Origin of the sequence: Bradyrhizobium liaoningense (assembly GCF_018130825.1) — a bacterium.
Lineage (GTDB): Bacteria > Pseudomonadota > Alphaproteobacteria > Rhizobiales > Xanthobacteraceae > Bradyrhizobium > Bradyrhizobium liaoningense_B.
Genome location: NZ_JAFCJS010000001.1, coordinates 868,467 through 882,641 on the forward strand (window position 1 = coordinate 868,467; position 14,175 = coordinate 882,641).

The 14,175-nt window shown below is 64.7% G+C and carries 19 protein-coding genes and 1 tRNA gene; 13 read left to right on the forward strand and 7 right to left on the reverse strand.

Going from position 1 to position 14,175, the window contains the following annotated elements:
- Nucleotides 1-172 precede the first annotated feature (172 nt).
- Nucleotides 173-640 carry a cupin domain-containing protein gene (locus tag JQ603_RS04180; protein WP_245003369.1) on the forward strand — a complete coding sequence of 156 codons (468 nt, stop codon included), beginning with the start codon at nucleotides 173-175 and terminating at the stop codon, nucleotides 638-640.
- A 62-nt stretch (nucleotides 641-702) separates the two neighbouring features.
- On the opposite strand, the gene JQ603_RS04185 is transcribed toward JQ603_RS04180, so the two are convergent.
- Complete coding sequence (locus JQ603_RS04185) at nucleotides 703-1,122, reverse strand: RidA family protein (RefSeq protein WP_212336730.1); 420 nt, start codon at nucleotides 1,120-1,122, stop codon at nucleotides 703-705.
- A 469-nt stretch (nucleotides 1,123-1,591) separates the two neighbouring features.
- On the opposite strand from JQ603_RS04185, the gene JQ603_RS04190 reads away from it, so the two are divergent.
- The 3 genes from JQ603_RS04190 to JQ603_RS04200 all read left to right on the forward strand — a co-directional run bounded on the left by JQ603_RS04190 (nucleotide 1,592) and on the right by JQ603_RS04200 (nucleotide 3,870).
- Nucleotides 1,592-2,251 (forward strand): NAD-dependent epimerase/dehydratase family protein, encoded by a 660-nt coding sequence (locus JQ603_RS04190; protein WP_212336732.1) that lies wholly within the window; start codon nucleotides 1,592-1,594, stop codon nucleotides 2,249-2,251.
- A gap of 138 nt (nucleotides 2,252-2,389) precedes the next feature.
- Nucleotides 2,390-2,842: a VOC family protein gene (locus JQ603_RS04195; RefSeq protein WP_018641785.1), complete on the forward strand. Its 453-nt coding sequence runs from the start codon at nucleotides 2,390-2,392 to the stop codon at nucleotides 2,840-2,842.
- A gap of 389 nt (nucleotides 2,843-3,231) precedes the next feature.
- Nucleotides 3,232-3,870 (forward strand): glutathione S-transferase family protein, encoded by a 639-nt coding sequence (locus JQ603_RS04200; protein ID WP_212336734.1) that lies wholly within the window; start codon nucleotides 3,232-3,234, stop codon nucleotides 3,868-3,870.
- Nucleotides 3,871-4,005: 135 nt separating this feature from the next.
- Here the strand turns inward: JQ603_RS04200 and JQ603_RS04205 are convergent, their stop codons facing one another.
- From JQ603_RS04205 to JQ603_RS04215, 3 genes are read right to left on the reverse strand one after another with little or no spacing between them, the layout of a single operon-like run.
- A complete protein-coding gene (locus JQ603_RS04205; RefSeq protein WP_212336736.1) occupies nucleotides 4,006-4,167 on the reverse strand; it encodes a hypothetical protein in 162 nt (53 codons plus the stop codon).
- A gap of 5 nt (nucleotides 4,168-4,172) precedes the next feature.
- Nucleotides 4,173-4,412 carry a hypothetical protein gene (locus JQ603_RS04210; RefSeq protein WP_212336738.1) on the reverse strand — a complete coding sequence of 80 codons (240 nt, stop codon included), beginning with the start codon at nucleotides 4,410-4,412 and terminating at the stop codon, nucleotides 4,173-4,175.
- 53 nt (nucleotides 4,413-4,465) lie between these two features.
- A complete protein-coding gene (locus tag JQ603_RS04215; RefSeq protein WP_212336740.1) occupies nucleotides 4,466-4,720 on the reverse strand; it encodes a PilZ domain-containing protein in 255 nt (84 codons plus the stop codon).
- A 225-nt stretch (nucleotides 4,721-4,945) separates the two neighbouring features.
- Between JQ603_RS04215 and JQ603_RS04220 the strand changes: the two genes are divergently transcribed.
- The 9 genes from JQ603_RS04220 (at nucleotide 4,946) to JQ603_RS04260 (ending at nucleotide 11,670) form a co-directional block, all read left to right on the forward strand.
- A tRNA-Glu gene (locus tag JQ603_RS04220) sits at nucleotides 4,946-5,020 on the forward strand.
- A gap of 105 nt (nucleotides 5,021-5,125) precedes the next feature.
- Nucleotides 5,126-5,779, forward strand: coding sequence for a hypothetical protein (locus JQ603_RS04225; RefSeq protein WP_212336742.1), 654 nt, complete (start codon nucleotides 5,126-5,128; stop codon nucleotides 5,777-5,779).
- A 178-nt stretch (nucleotides 5,780-5,957) separates the two neighbouring features.
- Nucleotides 5,958-6,584 carry a PilZ domain-containing protein gene (locus JQ603_RS04230; RefSeq protein WP_212336744.1) on the forward strand — a complete coding sequence of 209 codons (627 nt, stop codon included), beginning with the start codon at nucleotides 5,958-5,960 and terminating at the stop codon, nucleotides 6,582-6,584.
- 122 nt (nucleotides 6,585-6,706) lie between these two features.
- On the forward strand, nucleotides 6,707-7,705 hold the full coding sequence (locus tag JQ603_RS04235) for an acyl-CoA desaturase (protein ID WP_212336746.1): 999 nt from the start codon (nucleotides 6,707-6,709) through the stop codon (nucleotides 7,703-7,705).
- A gap of 138 nt (nucleotides 7,706-7,843) precedes the next feature.
- A complete protein-coding gene (locus JQ603_RS04240) occupies nucleotides 7,844-8,086 on the forward strand; it encodes a hypothetical protein (protein WP_212336748.1) in 243 nt (80 codons plus the stop codon).
- A gap of 100 nt (nucleotides 8,087-8,186) precedes the next feature.
- Entirely contained in the window at nucleotides 8,187-8,342 is a 156-nt protein-coding gene (locus JQ603_RS04245; RefSeq protein WP_212336750.1) for a hypothetical protein, read from the forward strand.
- A 323-nt stretch (nucleotides 8,343-8,665) separates the two neighbouring features.
- Nucleotides 8,666-9,706 (forward strand): PrsW family glutamic-type intramembrane protease, encoded by a 1,041-nt coding sequence (locus JQ603_RS04250; protein WP_212336753.1) that lies wholly within the window; start codon nucleotides 8,666-8,668, stop codon nucleotides 9,704-9,706.
- Nucleotides 9,707-9,774: 68 nt separating this feature from the next.
- Nucleotides 9,775-10,353: an HdeD family acid-resistance protein gene (locus JQ603_RS04255; protein ID WP_212336755.1), complete on the forward strand. Its 579-nt coding sequence runs from the start codon at nucleotides 9,775-9,777 to the stop codon at nucleotides 10,351-10,353.
- 231 nt (nucleotides 10,354-10,584) lie between these two features.
- Nucleotides 10,585-11,670 (forward strand): 3-deoxy-7-phosphoheptulonate synthase, encoded by a 1,086-nt coding sequence (locus JQ603_RS04260; RefSeq protein ID WP_212336758.1) that lies wholly within the window; start codon nucleotides 10,585-10,587, stop codon nucleotides 11,668-11,670.
- Between the two features lie 54 nt (nucleotides 11,671-11,724).
- Here JQ603_RS04260 and JQ603_RS04265 read toward each other — a convergent pair whose 3' ends face one another.
- Genes JQ603_RS04265 through epmA form a run of 3 tightly spaced genes read right to left on the reverse strand, consistent with a single transcriptional unit; the run spans nucleotide 11,725 to nucleotide 14,163 of the window.
- Entirely contained in the window at nucleotides 11,725-11,979 is a 255-nt protein-coding gene (locus JQ603_RS04265; protein WP_212336760.1) for a hypothetical protein, read from the reverse strand.
- 40 nt (nucleotides 11,980-12,019) lie between these two features.
- Nucleotides 12,020-13,114, reverse strand: a complete 1,095-nt coding sequence (locus tag JQ603_RS04270; RefSeq protein WP_212336762.1) for a lysine-2,3-aminomutase-like protein — start codon at nucleotides 13,112-13,114, stop codon at nucleotides 12,020-12,022.
- Nucleotides 13,111-14,163: an EF-P lysine aminoacylase EpmA gene (epmA, locus tag JQ603_RS04275; protein WP_212336764.1), complete on the reverse strand. Its 1,053-nt coding sequence runs from the start codon at nucleotides 14,161-14,163 to the stop codon at nucleotides 13,111-13,113. The genes JQ603_RS04270 and epmA overlap by 4 nt, the downstream gene beginning before the upstream one ends.
- Between the last annotated feature and the right edge of the window lie 12 nt (nucleotides 14,164-14,175).

Genomic DNA, 14,175 nt, shown 5'->3' on the forward strand with positions numbered 1-14,175 from the left:
CCCGGGTTCATGATGCCGGCCATCCCGGCCTCTCGTCGGCAAGACATCTAAGACGATCATCGCAGACGATCACGCATGCGCGCCACGCGTCTTGCGTTGGCGGCTGGACGGGCTAGCATCTCCTGCAACCACAGGGCGCACTCAACGGACGCCCGATAAGAGGGAGGTCATCATGACGATCAGCAGCGCCCGGCACCTTTTGCTGTTGCCGCTCACCCTCGCCGCCACGCTGAGCGTCGCCTCCGCCGCCGAGCTCAATCCCGCCGCCGTCACCTACAAACTGCCGGACCAGATCCCCTGGGGCCCGGTCGACGCGCGCGGCGCGCAGACCGCCGTCGTGGTCGGCGATCCCAGCAAGCCCGGCTTCTACATGGTCTACAACAAGTGGACCAAGGGCAATCACTTCAGCCGCCCGCACTTCCACCCCAACGACCGCTACATCGTGGTGCTGCAAGGCACCTGGTGGGTCGGCTCAGGCCCAAAGTTCGATCCCGACAACGGCACCGTGCCGATGCCCGCGGGAAGCTTCGTCACCCACACCGGCAAGCAGGTGCATTGGGACGGCGCCAAGGACGATGACGCCGTGCTGCTGATCATGGGTGAAGGGCCGGCGACAGCGACGGGGGCGGAGGAGAAGTAGAGGGAGAGCGATCGATCTCGTCGTGACGGGGTTTATCGGTCGAGCATCGCCCAGAGCAGCAATCAGCCGTTTCGCGCTAGGAAAACTGCAGAAGGCTCCACCTCGATGAGGAACTCCTCCTTGGCGAGGTTTGGCACTCCAATCCAGGTTGTACACGGCGGATTATCGCCGAACGCCGCTTTGAGAGCGACGCTAATGGCTTTGCCCTCGTGTATGTGGCTCTGCTTGATGTAGAGCCGCAACGCGCCAACCTGATCGAGTTTCGCACCAACCGACGCCAGCGCAACGCTAAGATTTTCAAGGCTCTTACTGAGTTGACGACCGATGTCACCAGTACCAACGACGTTCTGTTCTGCGTCCCAAGCAACCTGGCCGGACACATACACAAACTCGCCAAACGGTGTGGGGACTGTAGCAACCTGCGCGAAGCCGTAGCGCGAGCTATCGACGATCCCGACAGGAACATGCACCGATCGCCTCATGAAGGCTCCCTTTGGCCAGAGCACCAGTCAGCGGCGCCGCCACTAGTAGAGCAGAAAGCCAGCAGGCGGAAAATCGGCTTATGGCTCTTCACTACATATTGCGCCAGAAACTGATCTCGAACTTATGGTCGGACATGGCATAGCTCTCTATTTGAACACTTGAGAGCTGAATTGCCGAGGACAGAAATATGTGACCCAAAGCGTGACTCACGCGCAAGAGGTAAACTGGGGGAAGCGGGGACAAAGTCGAAAAACACTTCCAGAAAAATGCGTAACGCATAATTCCTAGCGAAATCCGCTAGTTGATGTTTGCAACATCGCAAATTGGAAGCGGCAAAAACTACGACGATGGATGCAGATTCATAGCGATGGTCGTTGCGATGATCCGGTGACTCGTACTCACTTTCCGGATTTCGCTCGTTCATGCGATGATACGCAGTCAGGCAATCAACCTAAAACGGTGGTTTGAATGAAAACCGCACTCCTTTTCGGCGCGACCGGCTTCATCGGCTCGCATCTGCTGCGCGACCTGTTGAACAGTCCTGACTATTCGCGGGTCATCGCGGTGGCCCGCAAGCCGCTGGCGACGAGCCATCCGAAGCTCTCGGTGCTGATCGGTGATCTCGCTTCGCTCCCCGCGCTGAAGCCGCAGCTGGTCGCGGACGAGGTCTTCATCGCGCTGGGAACGACGCGCAAGCACACGCCCGACGAGGCCGAGTACTACAAGATCGATCATGATTATCCGCTGCTCGCGGCCGAGATTGCCAAGGCGAACGGCGCGCAGTCGGTGTTTCTGGTCACGGCTGTCGGCGCCAATACGGCTTCCTCCGTGTTCTATGTCCGGACCAAGGGTGAGGTGGAGCGGGACATTCTCGCGCTCGATTTCGAGCACACGCATATTTTCCGCCCGTCGCAGATCCTCGGCGAGCGCGACGAGGACCGCCCGCGTGAACGTCTCATCATCGCGATATGGAACGTGATCAACCCGCTGCTCGTTGGCCCGGCCGACCGGTATCGCGGGCTCACCGGCAACGAGATCGCGCACGCCATCGCCAGGGCCGCTCGGCATCAAGCGGAGAAGGTCCGGATCTATCATTGGAAGGAGATGACCGCGCTGCTTCGGACGTGACGCAGTCTGAATCGAACGAACAGCCCTCACGCACATTTGCCCCCGCCCCCTGCCCCTCCTCCCCGTTTCCTGCTATCTCCTACCCCCGCCGTCCCGGCCCAAAGCAAAACCCTCCGACTGTCAAAGGGAGCAACAACCATGCGTTATCTCCACACCATGCTGCGCGTGCGCAATCTCGATGTCGCGCTGAAGTTTTACCAGGATGCGCTGGGCTTGAAGGAGGTGCGGCGGATCGAGAACGACAAGGGGCGGTTCACGCTTCTCTTCCTGTGCTCGGCCGACGATCTCGAGGCGCTGAAGAAGCAGCCGCAGACGCGCGGCGCGCCGCTGGTCGAGCTCACCTACAATTGGGACGAGGAGAAGTACGGCGAGGATCGCTTCTTCGGCCATCTCGCCTATGAGGTCGACGACATCTACGCGACCTGCGAGAAGCTGCAGAAGGCCGGCGTCACCATCAACCGTCCGCCGCGCGACGGCAACATGGCCTTCGTGCGCTCGCCGGACCTGCACTCGATCGAGCTGTTGCAAAAGGGCGAGCCGAAGCCGCCGCAGGAGCCGTGGGTTTCGATGCCGAATACCGGCCATTGGTAGGCCCCGCGCGACAGGAACAAGCCCCTGCCCCCGGCGTTCACCCCAGGACAATGCGATTGGAGGAGAACGCGATGGGACGCGGAATCTTGCTGTGGATGCTGGGCGTGCCGATCCCGGTGATCATCCTGCTGTGGCTGTTCTTCGGCCACTAATCTCAGGCTCAGTTTGCGATGAAAGGCTCCGCCCCGGGCGGAGCTTTTTGCATGAGGGGCTCGGCGCAATCGCCGACGCTGGCGCGGCGAAATTCCGCTATCACGCGGCGGACGCGTAGCCCGGATGGAGCGCAGCGCAATCCGGGGTCTGTTCGTGCGGCGAGACTGTCCCGGATTACGCTTCGCTCCATCCGGGCTACGACACGACGACACCGAAAAACGCGCGGGAGGAGCATCATGCCTGAGACCAAGCTGACGATCTGGGGCCGCGCCAATTCGGTCAACGTGCAGAAGGTGCTGTGGTGCCTCACCGAGCTCGGCCTCGCTTACGAGCGCATCGACGCCGGCATGCAATACGGCAAGACCCGCGAGGCCGACTATCTCGCGATGAACCCCAATGCGCGGATCCCGACGCTGGTCGAGGGCGACTTCGTGCTGTGGGAGTCGAACTCCATCATGCGCTATCTCTGCCTCGCCCATGGTCGCGGCACGCCGATCTATCCGGAGGCGCCGAAGCTGCGCACCAGCGTCGACCGCTGGCTCGACTGGACGCTGTCGGCGGTGCAGCCGGTCGACCGTCCGGTGTTCTGGGGCATCGTGCGCACGGCGCCCGCCGAGCGCGACATGATCCAGGTGCAGCGCGATGCCGATGCCGCCGCCGAGGTCTGGGCGATCGCCGACCGCCTGCTCGCCTCGCGCCGCTTCATGGAGGGCGACCAGTTCACCCTCGCCGATATCGCGATCGGCTCCTACGCGCGGCGCTGGCTCGGCGTCGAGGGCATCAGCCGGCCGGCCCAGCCGAACCTGACGCGCTGGCTCGCCGAGCTCGGCAAGCGAGGTGGATTTGCACAGTTCGTCGCACCGCCGATGTCGTGACGCGGCGGCACCGCTTAAAGCGCGACGCGCGCACGCGAAATCGCCGCTCTCGCGCGAACTTTCACTGTGGCCGCACGACTTGACGGCTACTGTGCATGGGGTTGTTTTCGCAGTTTTTTATTTTGACCTTCGCGCCTAGCGCCGCTCGACCAGCACCACGCAGATGATCAGCAGCAGCGTCACCGCCGCGGTGGCAAGCTTTGCCGTCCAGCTCAGGCCGCGGCCGACCCACCACAGCAGCGCGCAATACATCAGCACGGGGACGACGATATCGAGCCGCAACAGATCCGGCGGCATGCGGCCTAGCGCCTGACGCCGGCGTCGACGCTGATCGCGCCGCCGATCTTCACGCAGGTCCCGGTCGCCTCGACCAGACGGAAGCCGGCTCCATACGAGGCGCAGGCATTCGCCTTCGCGCTGGCGGATGCGCCCTTCAACGGCAATGCCTTGCCCGCCCGCGACGGCTCGGATGCCGGAAGCCGCAGCGCCTCGGCCGCGGAGGTGATGAGCAACGAGATCAGGATGAGGAGCGACGCACGCATGCCGACGTTCTAGCCCGGACCGACGCCGCGCGCCATCCGGCCGGCGCGTGAGGTCAGATGAACCTGACGCCGGCCGACTTGCCGCGGCGCCAGATCACCTGGCAGCTCCGTCCGGTGCGGGCATCGCGCGCAAACGCCATCCGGATCACGCCCGGCAGCTGGCTCGCGTCGTCGTCCATCATGATCTTGGCGCCGGTGTCGGAGATGTCCTCGACCAGGCAATGCCGCGCCGCGAATCCGCCCTCGAGCGTGATCCAGGCGTGCCGCGACAGCAGCTTGCGGGCCGCGCGCTTCTTGGGTTGTGGCATCGGCTAAAACTCTCCCCCTCCGACGCTAGCTCAGGGAACCCTAAGAAACCCTTGAAATCGCCTCCGAATGATGTCCGGAGCGGCACTGTCCACCGGTTCCAAAAGACGTTCCCGAACGGCTTGCCCGCGGCCGCAAAGGCCACTATACGTTCGCCCGCTGCAAGCCGCCGGGCCGAGTCAGGTGGTCGGCGGCCGTGCCGCCACAAGCGGCGGGGCCCTGCGTTTGCTCCCTTCGTCTATCGGTTAGGACGCCACCCTTTCACGGTGGAGAGAGCGGTTCGATTCCGCTAGGGAGCGCCACATGCGATACAGCGTGCGGACGCGGCGGCGAATTTACCGTCCTCGTTCGTGAACCTCCCCGCCCCCGGCCTCCGACCAATCCTCGATTGGAACCGGTGCAGGCCCATGGAGCAGAGCGAATCCCCCTCGGACGGCCAGGCCGGCGTTGCCGCGCAGCCGCCACCCTGGATGCACCGCGCCGCCCCCTACGCGCCGGAGCGGCGCGCCAAAATGCTGGAGCACATGGCGCGCGCCAGATCGCTGCCGCAGCGGCAGGCCGCGCCGAAGCCATCGCGCACGATTGGCATTGAGATCCTCGAGATCCTCGTCGACATCATCGCCCATGTCGTCCTGTTCGGCGTGATCGCCATTCTCTGCATGTCGCGCATTCCGCTCTACCTCGGCGCATTTCTGTTCCTGACCGATGACGAGCGGATCGAACGCATCCTCGCCGCGACCGGCATCCGGTTCGAGCCCGGTGCGATCGGGCCCGATATCGTCAAGGGCTTTGCATCCTGGTTCGGATGGTTCGCGCTGCTCGGCGCACTGAAAGGCTCTGTCCCTGCCTTGATCGCGCGATGGATGCCCCCGGCCGAGTCATGGTCGTTCATCGCCGGCATCGCCCTTCTGTTCGCCTGCCTCGAAGTGTTCGGCTCGCTCGCGATCCGGCGCGCATTGGCGTGGTGCGGATTGCAGCACCGGTCGGATGGTCTGACCTGGACGACGATCAAATTCCTGATCGGGCTCGGCCTGCTGGCTCTGGTGGTGCTGCTCGGATAGGCACCGCAGCCGTTGCTTCTGCAGCTCTCGGCAATGACGATGTTGTGAGAGCATCACGGCGCACAGCGCCCCGCGCGTTTACCGGAAATTTAGCCCTGCTCCTGAGCGACGGTATCATTTGCTTAGAAATTGATGGCTACCGTGGAATTACGGAAATCATCCGCAACCGATTGGCCTCATGTCCGTCGCAGAATTCCTCAGGCAGCGAGCAGTGGAAGTCACCGTGAGCGGCAGCTACTCGCTGCCGCGCTGGTACGATTGCGAGGGCCAGCTGCGCACCTTCGCCTGCCGGACCAAGCGCGTCTCGCCGTTCCGGATGATCGTGGACGTGCCCGTCGTCGGCAAGGTCGGCGAGCGCGTGACCTCCTACTTCCAGGATTTCGGCGAATTCCAGTGCACCATCAGCGCGACTCTGAAAGCGGGCTTCCTGATGGAGCTCGAGATGACGCGGGCGCGGCGGGCCTGGATGTCGGAAAAGCTGACCTGGCTCGAGAAGAAGCAGAAGGACGCCAGCGTTCAGGAGCTGCGGCGTGACGCCCGCTTCGTTCCGCAGGTCTCACACACCCTGCTGACGCTCGCCGACGGCAGCATCCATCCCTGCTTCATCATCGACGTCTCGACGGCCGGCGTTGCCATCTCCTGCGAATACGACCCGCCGGTCGGAACCGCGCTTGCGGTCGGTGCCTGTGTCGGGCGCGTCATCCGCAAATTCGACAACGGCTTTGCGGTCAAATTCGCCGAGAAGCAGTCGCGGGACGACCTCGTCCGCCTGATCGTGCGCTCGTCGCTGGCGCAGTCAGCCTGATACCGGCCAGACCAATCTTAACTCTTTCTTAACTAAATGCTGGAGGCGGAGGCCCCTGCGCGATAGGGTGTGACCCAGTACGTCCGCAATCATTGCGGGCCTTAAGGTTTGGAAGTCCCGGAATGTCCCTCGCCGAGTCCGCCCCGGCCGAAATCGCGAAAGCCACCGTCGCCGCTGCCAAGCCGCAGCTTCCGCCCGGCGTCGTCACCGAAGGCCCGCTGGTCCAGGCCAAGCTGCGCGAGAGCTATCTGCTGCTCGGCATCCTCTATGTCGGCGCGGTCGCGGGCATCGTCTGGGCCGTCACGCAGGGCGTCGGCAAGGTCGAGCTGTTTACGTTCGCCTGGATGTTCGCGCTGACGACGTTCGGCATCGGCGCCGGCATGCACCGGCTGTTCGTCCATCGCAGCTTCCGCACCGGCCCGATCATGCGCGTCTTCTTCTGCGCCATCGCGCAGATGGCGGTGCAGGGTTCGATCGCCAAATGGGTCGCCAACCACCGCCGCCATCACCTCTATGCCGACGACGTCGGCGATCCCCACAGCCCGCAATTCGACGGCTTCGGCAACCGCTACGTCAGCGCGCTCAAGGGTTTCCTGCATGCCCAGGGCAGCTGGGTGTTCGACCAGGCGACCACTGACAACGAGTACTATGCCAAGGACATCCTCGCCGATCCGATCGCGATGTTCTTCGTGCGCACCCGCTGGGTCTGGTACGGGATGTCGGCCGTCTTCATCCCCGGCGTTGTCGGCTACACCTTCGGCGGCGTCCACACCATGATCGGCTGCGTGCTGTTCTCCGGCCTGCTCCGCGCCTATCTGCTGATCCTCACCAGCCAGCTCACCGGCTCGGTCTGCCACGCCTACGGCTACCGCCGCTTCGAGGTCGACGACGCCTCGACCAACGAGTTCGTGACCACGATCCTCACCTTCGGCGAGGGTCTGCACAACAACCATCACCGCTTCCCGCGGGACGCCTATATCTCGCACGCCTGGTGGGAGATCGATCTCAACGGCCTGATCATCCTGGGCCTGGAAAAGATCGGCCTCGTCCACGACGTCTTCCACGCCTCGCACCGTCAGCTGGAGCGGGCCGAAGCGCAGGCGGCCTCGACGGCGCGCTGAACCGGCAGGCGGCGGCCGCGCGTTGCGGCCGTCTTGCCTCCGCATCGTCGCCCTATCGCGGCCCCATTGCGGGATCAGCTTTTGACGGTCCGAGCCTCATGCCGGACGTTATTTGCGGACTTGCGATCGGGGGACCGGATGCCAGTCAACAAGATCACCTGGGACAGGGTCGGCCGGGTCACCGAGCCCGGGCGCTACATGTACACGTTCGGCTGGCTCACCATCACCGCCGACGATCTCGATATCTGGAAGCAATACCCCAACGCCGCATTCACGCTGCTCGCGCACCATGCCGAGGCGGGCGCGTTCATCGGCGAGGAGTTCCATCTCGGCGCCTTCGACATCGCCCCCGAAGCGCCGCCGCCATTCACCACGCACTGAGGCTGGGACCCCGGGCTCCAGCCACTTTGCGAACGGCCCTGCTGCACCCAGCGCGGGTCAATGCGGGAACGCATGGCATGCGCGTTGCTTATTCTGCGCCATGATACACATCCCTGCCGTCGACCAGGCCTTCCTGCTGCTGCTCATCGTCTTCTGCCTCGGCACGTGCCTCGTGCGCGCGTTCTGGGAGCTGGAGCAGGTGCGGGCCCGCCGGATCGCATCATCGCCGCGCGGCCGCCCAAGGAAGCGTGGCTAGGCCGCCGCTTGTCCGTGCCTTGTCGGGACGGATGCCGCCTCGCCTCTGGACTCGGCGTCAGCGCACGTGCATCGTGAATCGAAGAAACCTGCGCATTCCATTGATCTGACTTGCCAATTCGCACCTCGGCCGCGAGGCGCCGCCGTTGCCATCGATCGCGAAGCGGTTCCGTCATGCAATTGAATGTACTCGTGTTCTACACGCGGCGGCCCTGATGAACGGCGGCTGTCACACGCGTTAAGCGAGGCGACAGCAAGCGCATGACACATGGTCGCATCGGGAGACGTAGATAAGCGGACCAAGGGAACCTATTTTCGGCGCCGATGTACCTGATTGAAGCGTTACCCACCGTCATCGGAACTGCCGCCATCGCCCCGGCGCTGCTGATGCTCTGGCTCGTCATTGCCGCCGAGGAACGCCCGGGGCCGCCGGCCCAGGTCTGGACCGCGTTCCTGCTCGGCGCAGCCAGCATTTCCCTGCTGGGCCTCGCCCGCGCCCCCTTCGCCAAGATGGTTGCGGCCCCCGACAATCCCTGGGCGGCGCTGGCCATGCACTCGGTGTTCGGCGTCGCGCTGCCGGAAGAAGCCGTGAAGGTGATCGCGATCGTGCTGGTCTCCTCGACCAAGCGGCGGACCTTTGCCAATCCGATGGACACCGTCGTCTATGGCGCCGCGGTCGGCCTCGGCTTCGCCGCCTACGAGAATCTCGCCTATCTGGTCCAGCATGCCGAGATGTGGCGCTCGCTGGCCGCCTTGCGCAGCGTGCTGACCGTGCCGTTCCACGGCGCGCTCGGCATCATCGCGGGCGCCTACCTGACCATCGCGCGGGCCGGCACGGCACTGGGTGCGAACCGCCACCATCGCGACTGGGCCCGTCTGTCCAGCCGCCTCTTGATCTTCGCCGGCCCGCTCGCGCTGCATTCGGCCTTCGACTTCCCGCTGCTGACCTTGCAGAGAATGCCGGATCTCGATCCTACACTGCGGATGTGGCTGGGCGGCGCGAGCCTCCTGATCGGCTTCAGCTCGATCGCCTTCGCCATCCGCCTCGTCCGGCGCGTCGCGCGCCACCACGCGCCCCGCACCGACGTCGCGCGCGAGCGGCTCAGCCAATTGCGGCGGATGTGGGCGTTGCTGCTGGCAGGCGGCGGCGTCGGCTTCCTCGGCCTCGCCTTCGTGCTGACCTCGATCCATCACTGGCTGATCAATCCCGAGCGCAATCTGACCCTGGCCCTGATCCCGATCGGCTTCGTCTCGATCCTGCTCGGCCTCGCGCTTCTGATCGTCACGATCGCGATCTACATTCTCGGCCGCAACCGCGTTCGCACCAGCGGCGAAGGTTTTTCGTCGGTGCACGGCGGCGGTTGAGGACGGGATAGCGAGTACGCTGCGCGCATAGTAGATTGGACGCACCAGCCGTCACGTTAGGGGTCACCATGACATCGCCCGAGGATTTTTCACGGCTGCAGGCCGCGATGAGCCAGACGGTCAGAGCGCATTGGAAGGCCTTCCTGTTCGAAGGCATCCTGCTCGCGACGCTCGGCATTGCCGCGCTGATCGTGCCGCCGCTCGCGAGCCTTGCGACAGCGATCTTTCTCGGCTGGGTGCTTCTGATCAGCGGCATCGGCGGGCTGATCGTCACCTACTGGGCACGCACCTCCCCGGGCTTCTGGTGGTCGCTGATCTCGGCTGCGCTGGCCGTGCTGGCCGGCATGCTGCTGCTGGCCCGGCCGATGCAGGCCGTGCTGACGCTGACCATCGTGCTCGGCGCCTATTTCCTCGCCGAAGGCGTCGCCACCATCATGTACGCACTGGAGCACCGCCGCGAGCTCAACGGCCGCTGGTCGTGGCTCCTGATCTCGGGCCTGGTCGACATCGCGATCTCCTTCATGGTGATCACCGGGCTGCCGAGCTCGGCGGAATGGGCGATCGGCGTCCTCGTCGGTATCAACCTGCTGTTCGGCGGCGCCATCCTGATCGGCATGGCGCTGGCGGCACGCAACAGCAACACCTGAGGGCTCTCGTCGCCCGGCAGGCCGATTGGGGGGTGACAACCCGCCGACGGCACGCTATATGGCCTGCCATGATCACCGTCGCCACCAGCTATTTTTGGTACTTTAGCTACGACAGCTTGCTGGCGGCAGGAGGATCGCGCTCAATCTAAAATATTGAAGCAAACGTCCGAACAGCCGCCAGACCTGGCGGCTTTTTTATTGCCGGCAGGTTCAAACAAACAGGAGCCCGCCGTGCTGAGCACGACAGACGATCTTCGTATCCGCGAACTGAAAGAGCTGAGCACGCCCGATGAGGTGATGGGGGAAGTCCCGCGCACGCTCACGGCGACCCGAGTGGTCATGGCCGCGCGCAACGCCATCCATGCCATCCTCACCGGCCAGGACGACCGCCTGCTGGTCGTGGTAGGCCCCTGCTCGGTGCACGATCCCAAAGCCGCGCTCGACTACGCCGAGCGCCTCGCAAAGCTGCGCGAGGACCTCGCCGACCAGCTCGAGATCGTGATGCGGGTCTATTTCGAGAAGCCGCGCACCACGGTCGGCTGGAAGGGCCTGATCAACGACCCCGATCTCGACGGCAGCTTCGACATCAACAAGGGCCTGCGGCTGGCGCGCAACGTGCTGTCGGCGGTGAACAATCTCGGCCTACCTGCCGGCGCCGAATTCCTGGATATGACCACGCCGCAATACATCGCCGACCTCGTGTCCTGGGCCGCGATCGGCGCGCGCACCACCGAGAGCCAGATCCATCGTGAGCTGGCTTCCGGGCTGTCATGCCCTGTCGGTTTCAAGAACGGCACCGATGGCAATGTGCGGATCGCGGCGGACGCGGTGAAGTCGGCTTCGCACCCGCATCATTTCATGGCCGTCACCAAACTCGGCCGCTCGGCGATCGCTTCGACCGCGGGCAACGAGGACTGCCACATCATCCTGCGCGGCGGCAGCAAGCCGAACTACGATGCGGCAAGCATTGCGGCGGCCTGCAACGAGCTGGCGAAATCCGGCGTCGCGCCGCTGGTGATGGTCGATGCGAGCCACGCCAATTCGAGCAAGAAGCCGGAGAACCAGCCGCTGGTGATGGCGGACATCGCCGGCCAGATCTCCGGCGGCGAGAACCGCATCATGGGCGTGATGATCGAGAGCAATCTCGTCGCCGGCCGCCAGGACGTCGCGCCGGGCAAGCCGCTCGTCTACGGCCAGAGCATCACGGACGGCTGCATCGACTGGGCGACCACCGCAACCGTGCTGGAACAGCTCGCCGACGCGGTCGAAATCCGGCGCAACGCGCAGCGCGCGGGACTGCACGAGCGATCGGCCTGAGGTAAGGCCAATGCGGGCGGGGCGATGCTGTTCGCGCCCTGCCCGCTATTGCGATCAACAGCCGCGGCAGATGCTCTTGATCTTCTTGTCGAGCAGAGCGTCTTCCTTGTTCACGGGATTGTTCGGATCGCTGAGGTTCTTCTCGCTCGGCACATCGCTTGCACGCGGCTGGCGATGACCGACAGGCGCCGGCAACACCGTTCCGGAGGACGCACCGCTTGATGTCGATCCCTTGGAGCCGCCGGTCTGAGCAACCGCCGTGCCGCCGAGCAAGACCACGAGCGATGCTGCCAGCATGATCTTCTTCATGTCCGTTCCTCCGTTCTCAACGGGCGCTCCCACCAACCGCTCAGGTCTCGGGCGGATAGAGATGAACGCCGCCGCAATAATCGACGATACGATAGCGTGTTTCGGCTTCCGCATCACGTGCGTCGGGTGCGGTATTTTGTGCCGCCAACACGTAACTCGGCCCAACCGGCGATTTGCCGGCGCCGCCGGGAATATCGATGACATAGTCAGGCTGACACAGTCCTGACACCCGCCCGCGCAATTGCCGCATCAACTCCTGTCCTTCCGCCAGCGTCGTGCGCAGATGCGCGGTGCCCGGCGCGAGATCGCCATGATGCAGGTAGTAGGGCTTGATCCGGCATTCGACGAAAGCTCGCATCAAATCCGACAAAGCGGCCACATTGTCGTTGACGCCGCGCAAGAGCACGGACTGGCTGACCATGGGAATGCCGGCATCGACGAGCCGCGCGCAGGCGGTGCGGGCACCTTCCGTCAGCTCGCGCGCATGATTGGCATGCAGCGCGACCCAAGTGGTCGCGCCTGGAACCTTCAGCGCGGCGACCATTTCCTCGCTGACGCGCGCGGGATCGGCCACGGGCACGCGGGTGTGGAGGCGGATGATCTTGACGTGATCGATTGCAGCGAGATCGGCCATGATCTCGCTCATGCGACGCGGCGACAGCATCAAGGGATCGCCGCCGGTCAGGATCACCTCCCAGATCTCGCCGTGCGAACGGATGTAGTCGATCGCGGTGCGATAGGCGCTGTCCGACAGCGCGTTCTCCTTGCCGGGCCCGACCATCTCGCGGCGGAAGCAGAAGCGGCAATAGACCGCGCAGACGTGAACCAGCTTGAACAGCACGCGATCGGGATAGCGATGCACGATGCCGGGAACCGGCGAATAGGGATGATCGCCGATCGGATCGGCGTTCTCGCCGGGCTGCATCTCCAGTTCCGCGGCCGTCGGGACGAACTGCCGGGCGATGGGATCGTCGGGATCGGAGGTGTCGATCAGCTCGACCAGCGCCGGCGTGATCGCAACGGCATAGCGCGCGGCGACGCGCTCGAGGGCAGGCAGCGCCGCGGCGGGCGCGAGGCCCTCGGCCACGAGCCCGGCTGGCTCGCGCAAGGTGCGTGCAAGATTGGTCTTCGTCATGTCTCACCCGCAGGCGGCGTCCACACCACCTGATCAATCCGTATTGCGCCGCTCGCCAGCATCACCAGCCTGTCGAATCCGAGTGCGACGCCGCTCGCCTCAGGCATTGCGGCGACAGCAGCCAGAAAATCCTCGTCCAGCGGGTATGCCTCGCCATAGCGGCGCTGCTTCTCCGCCATCGAGTCCGTGAACCGGCGGCGCTGCTCCTCGGCGTCGGTCAGTTCGCCGAAGCCATTGGCGAGCTCGACGCCGCAGGCATAGACCTCAAACCGCTCGGCGACCCTGGGATCGTCAGCCCTCACGCGCGCCAGCGCCGCCTCTGGAGATGGGTATTCGAACAGGATGGTCAAACGTCCCTGCCCCAGATGCGGCTCGACATGCTCGACCAGGACCTTGCTGAAGATGTCCGACCAGGTGTCGTCCTCGGCCACGCGGACCTTGCCGCCGGCCATTTCGGCGAGCGCGGCACGGTTACCCTCGCCGGCGGAGATTGTCGACACCAGATCGATCCCGGCGAACCGCTCGAAGGCGCCGGCGACCGTCAGAAGCTCCGGCTCGGCGATAGGATCGGCGGTGCGGCCGCGGAAGGAGAACGTCCCGATTCCGGTCGCCTGCGCCGCCCGGACTATGACGGCGACGGTGTCGGCCATAATGGCGGCATATGGGGCGTTGGCCCGGTACCATTCCAACATGGTGAATTCGGGCAGATGCAGGTCGCCGCGCTCGCGGTCGCGGAACACCCGTGCGAACTCGAAGATTCGGGGCTCCCCCGCCGCCAGCAGCTTCTTGCAGGCGAATTCGGGCGAGGTCCGCAAGTAGCGGCTGGCCCGGCTGCCGTCGGGCCGCATGATCTCGGTCCGGGGGGCGTGAAGATGGGTCTCATTCCCCGGGGAGACCTGAAGGACCGAAGTTTCGACCTCCACGAAGCCCTGTTCGGCGAAAAAGCCCCGTAAAGCTCCGGTCACGGCACCCCTGGCCTGGAGGAACGGCCGCCGGTCCAGGTGCCGCGAGGGCGACCAGAACGGCGAGATCGGCTTGTCCCCAGCCATTAGCGGACCGCT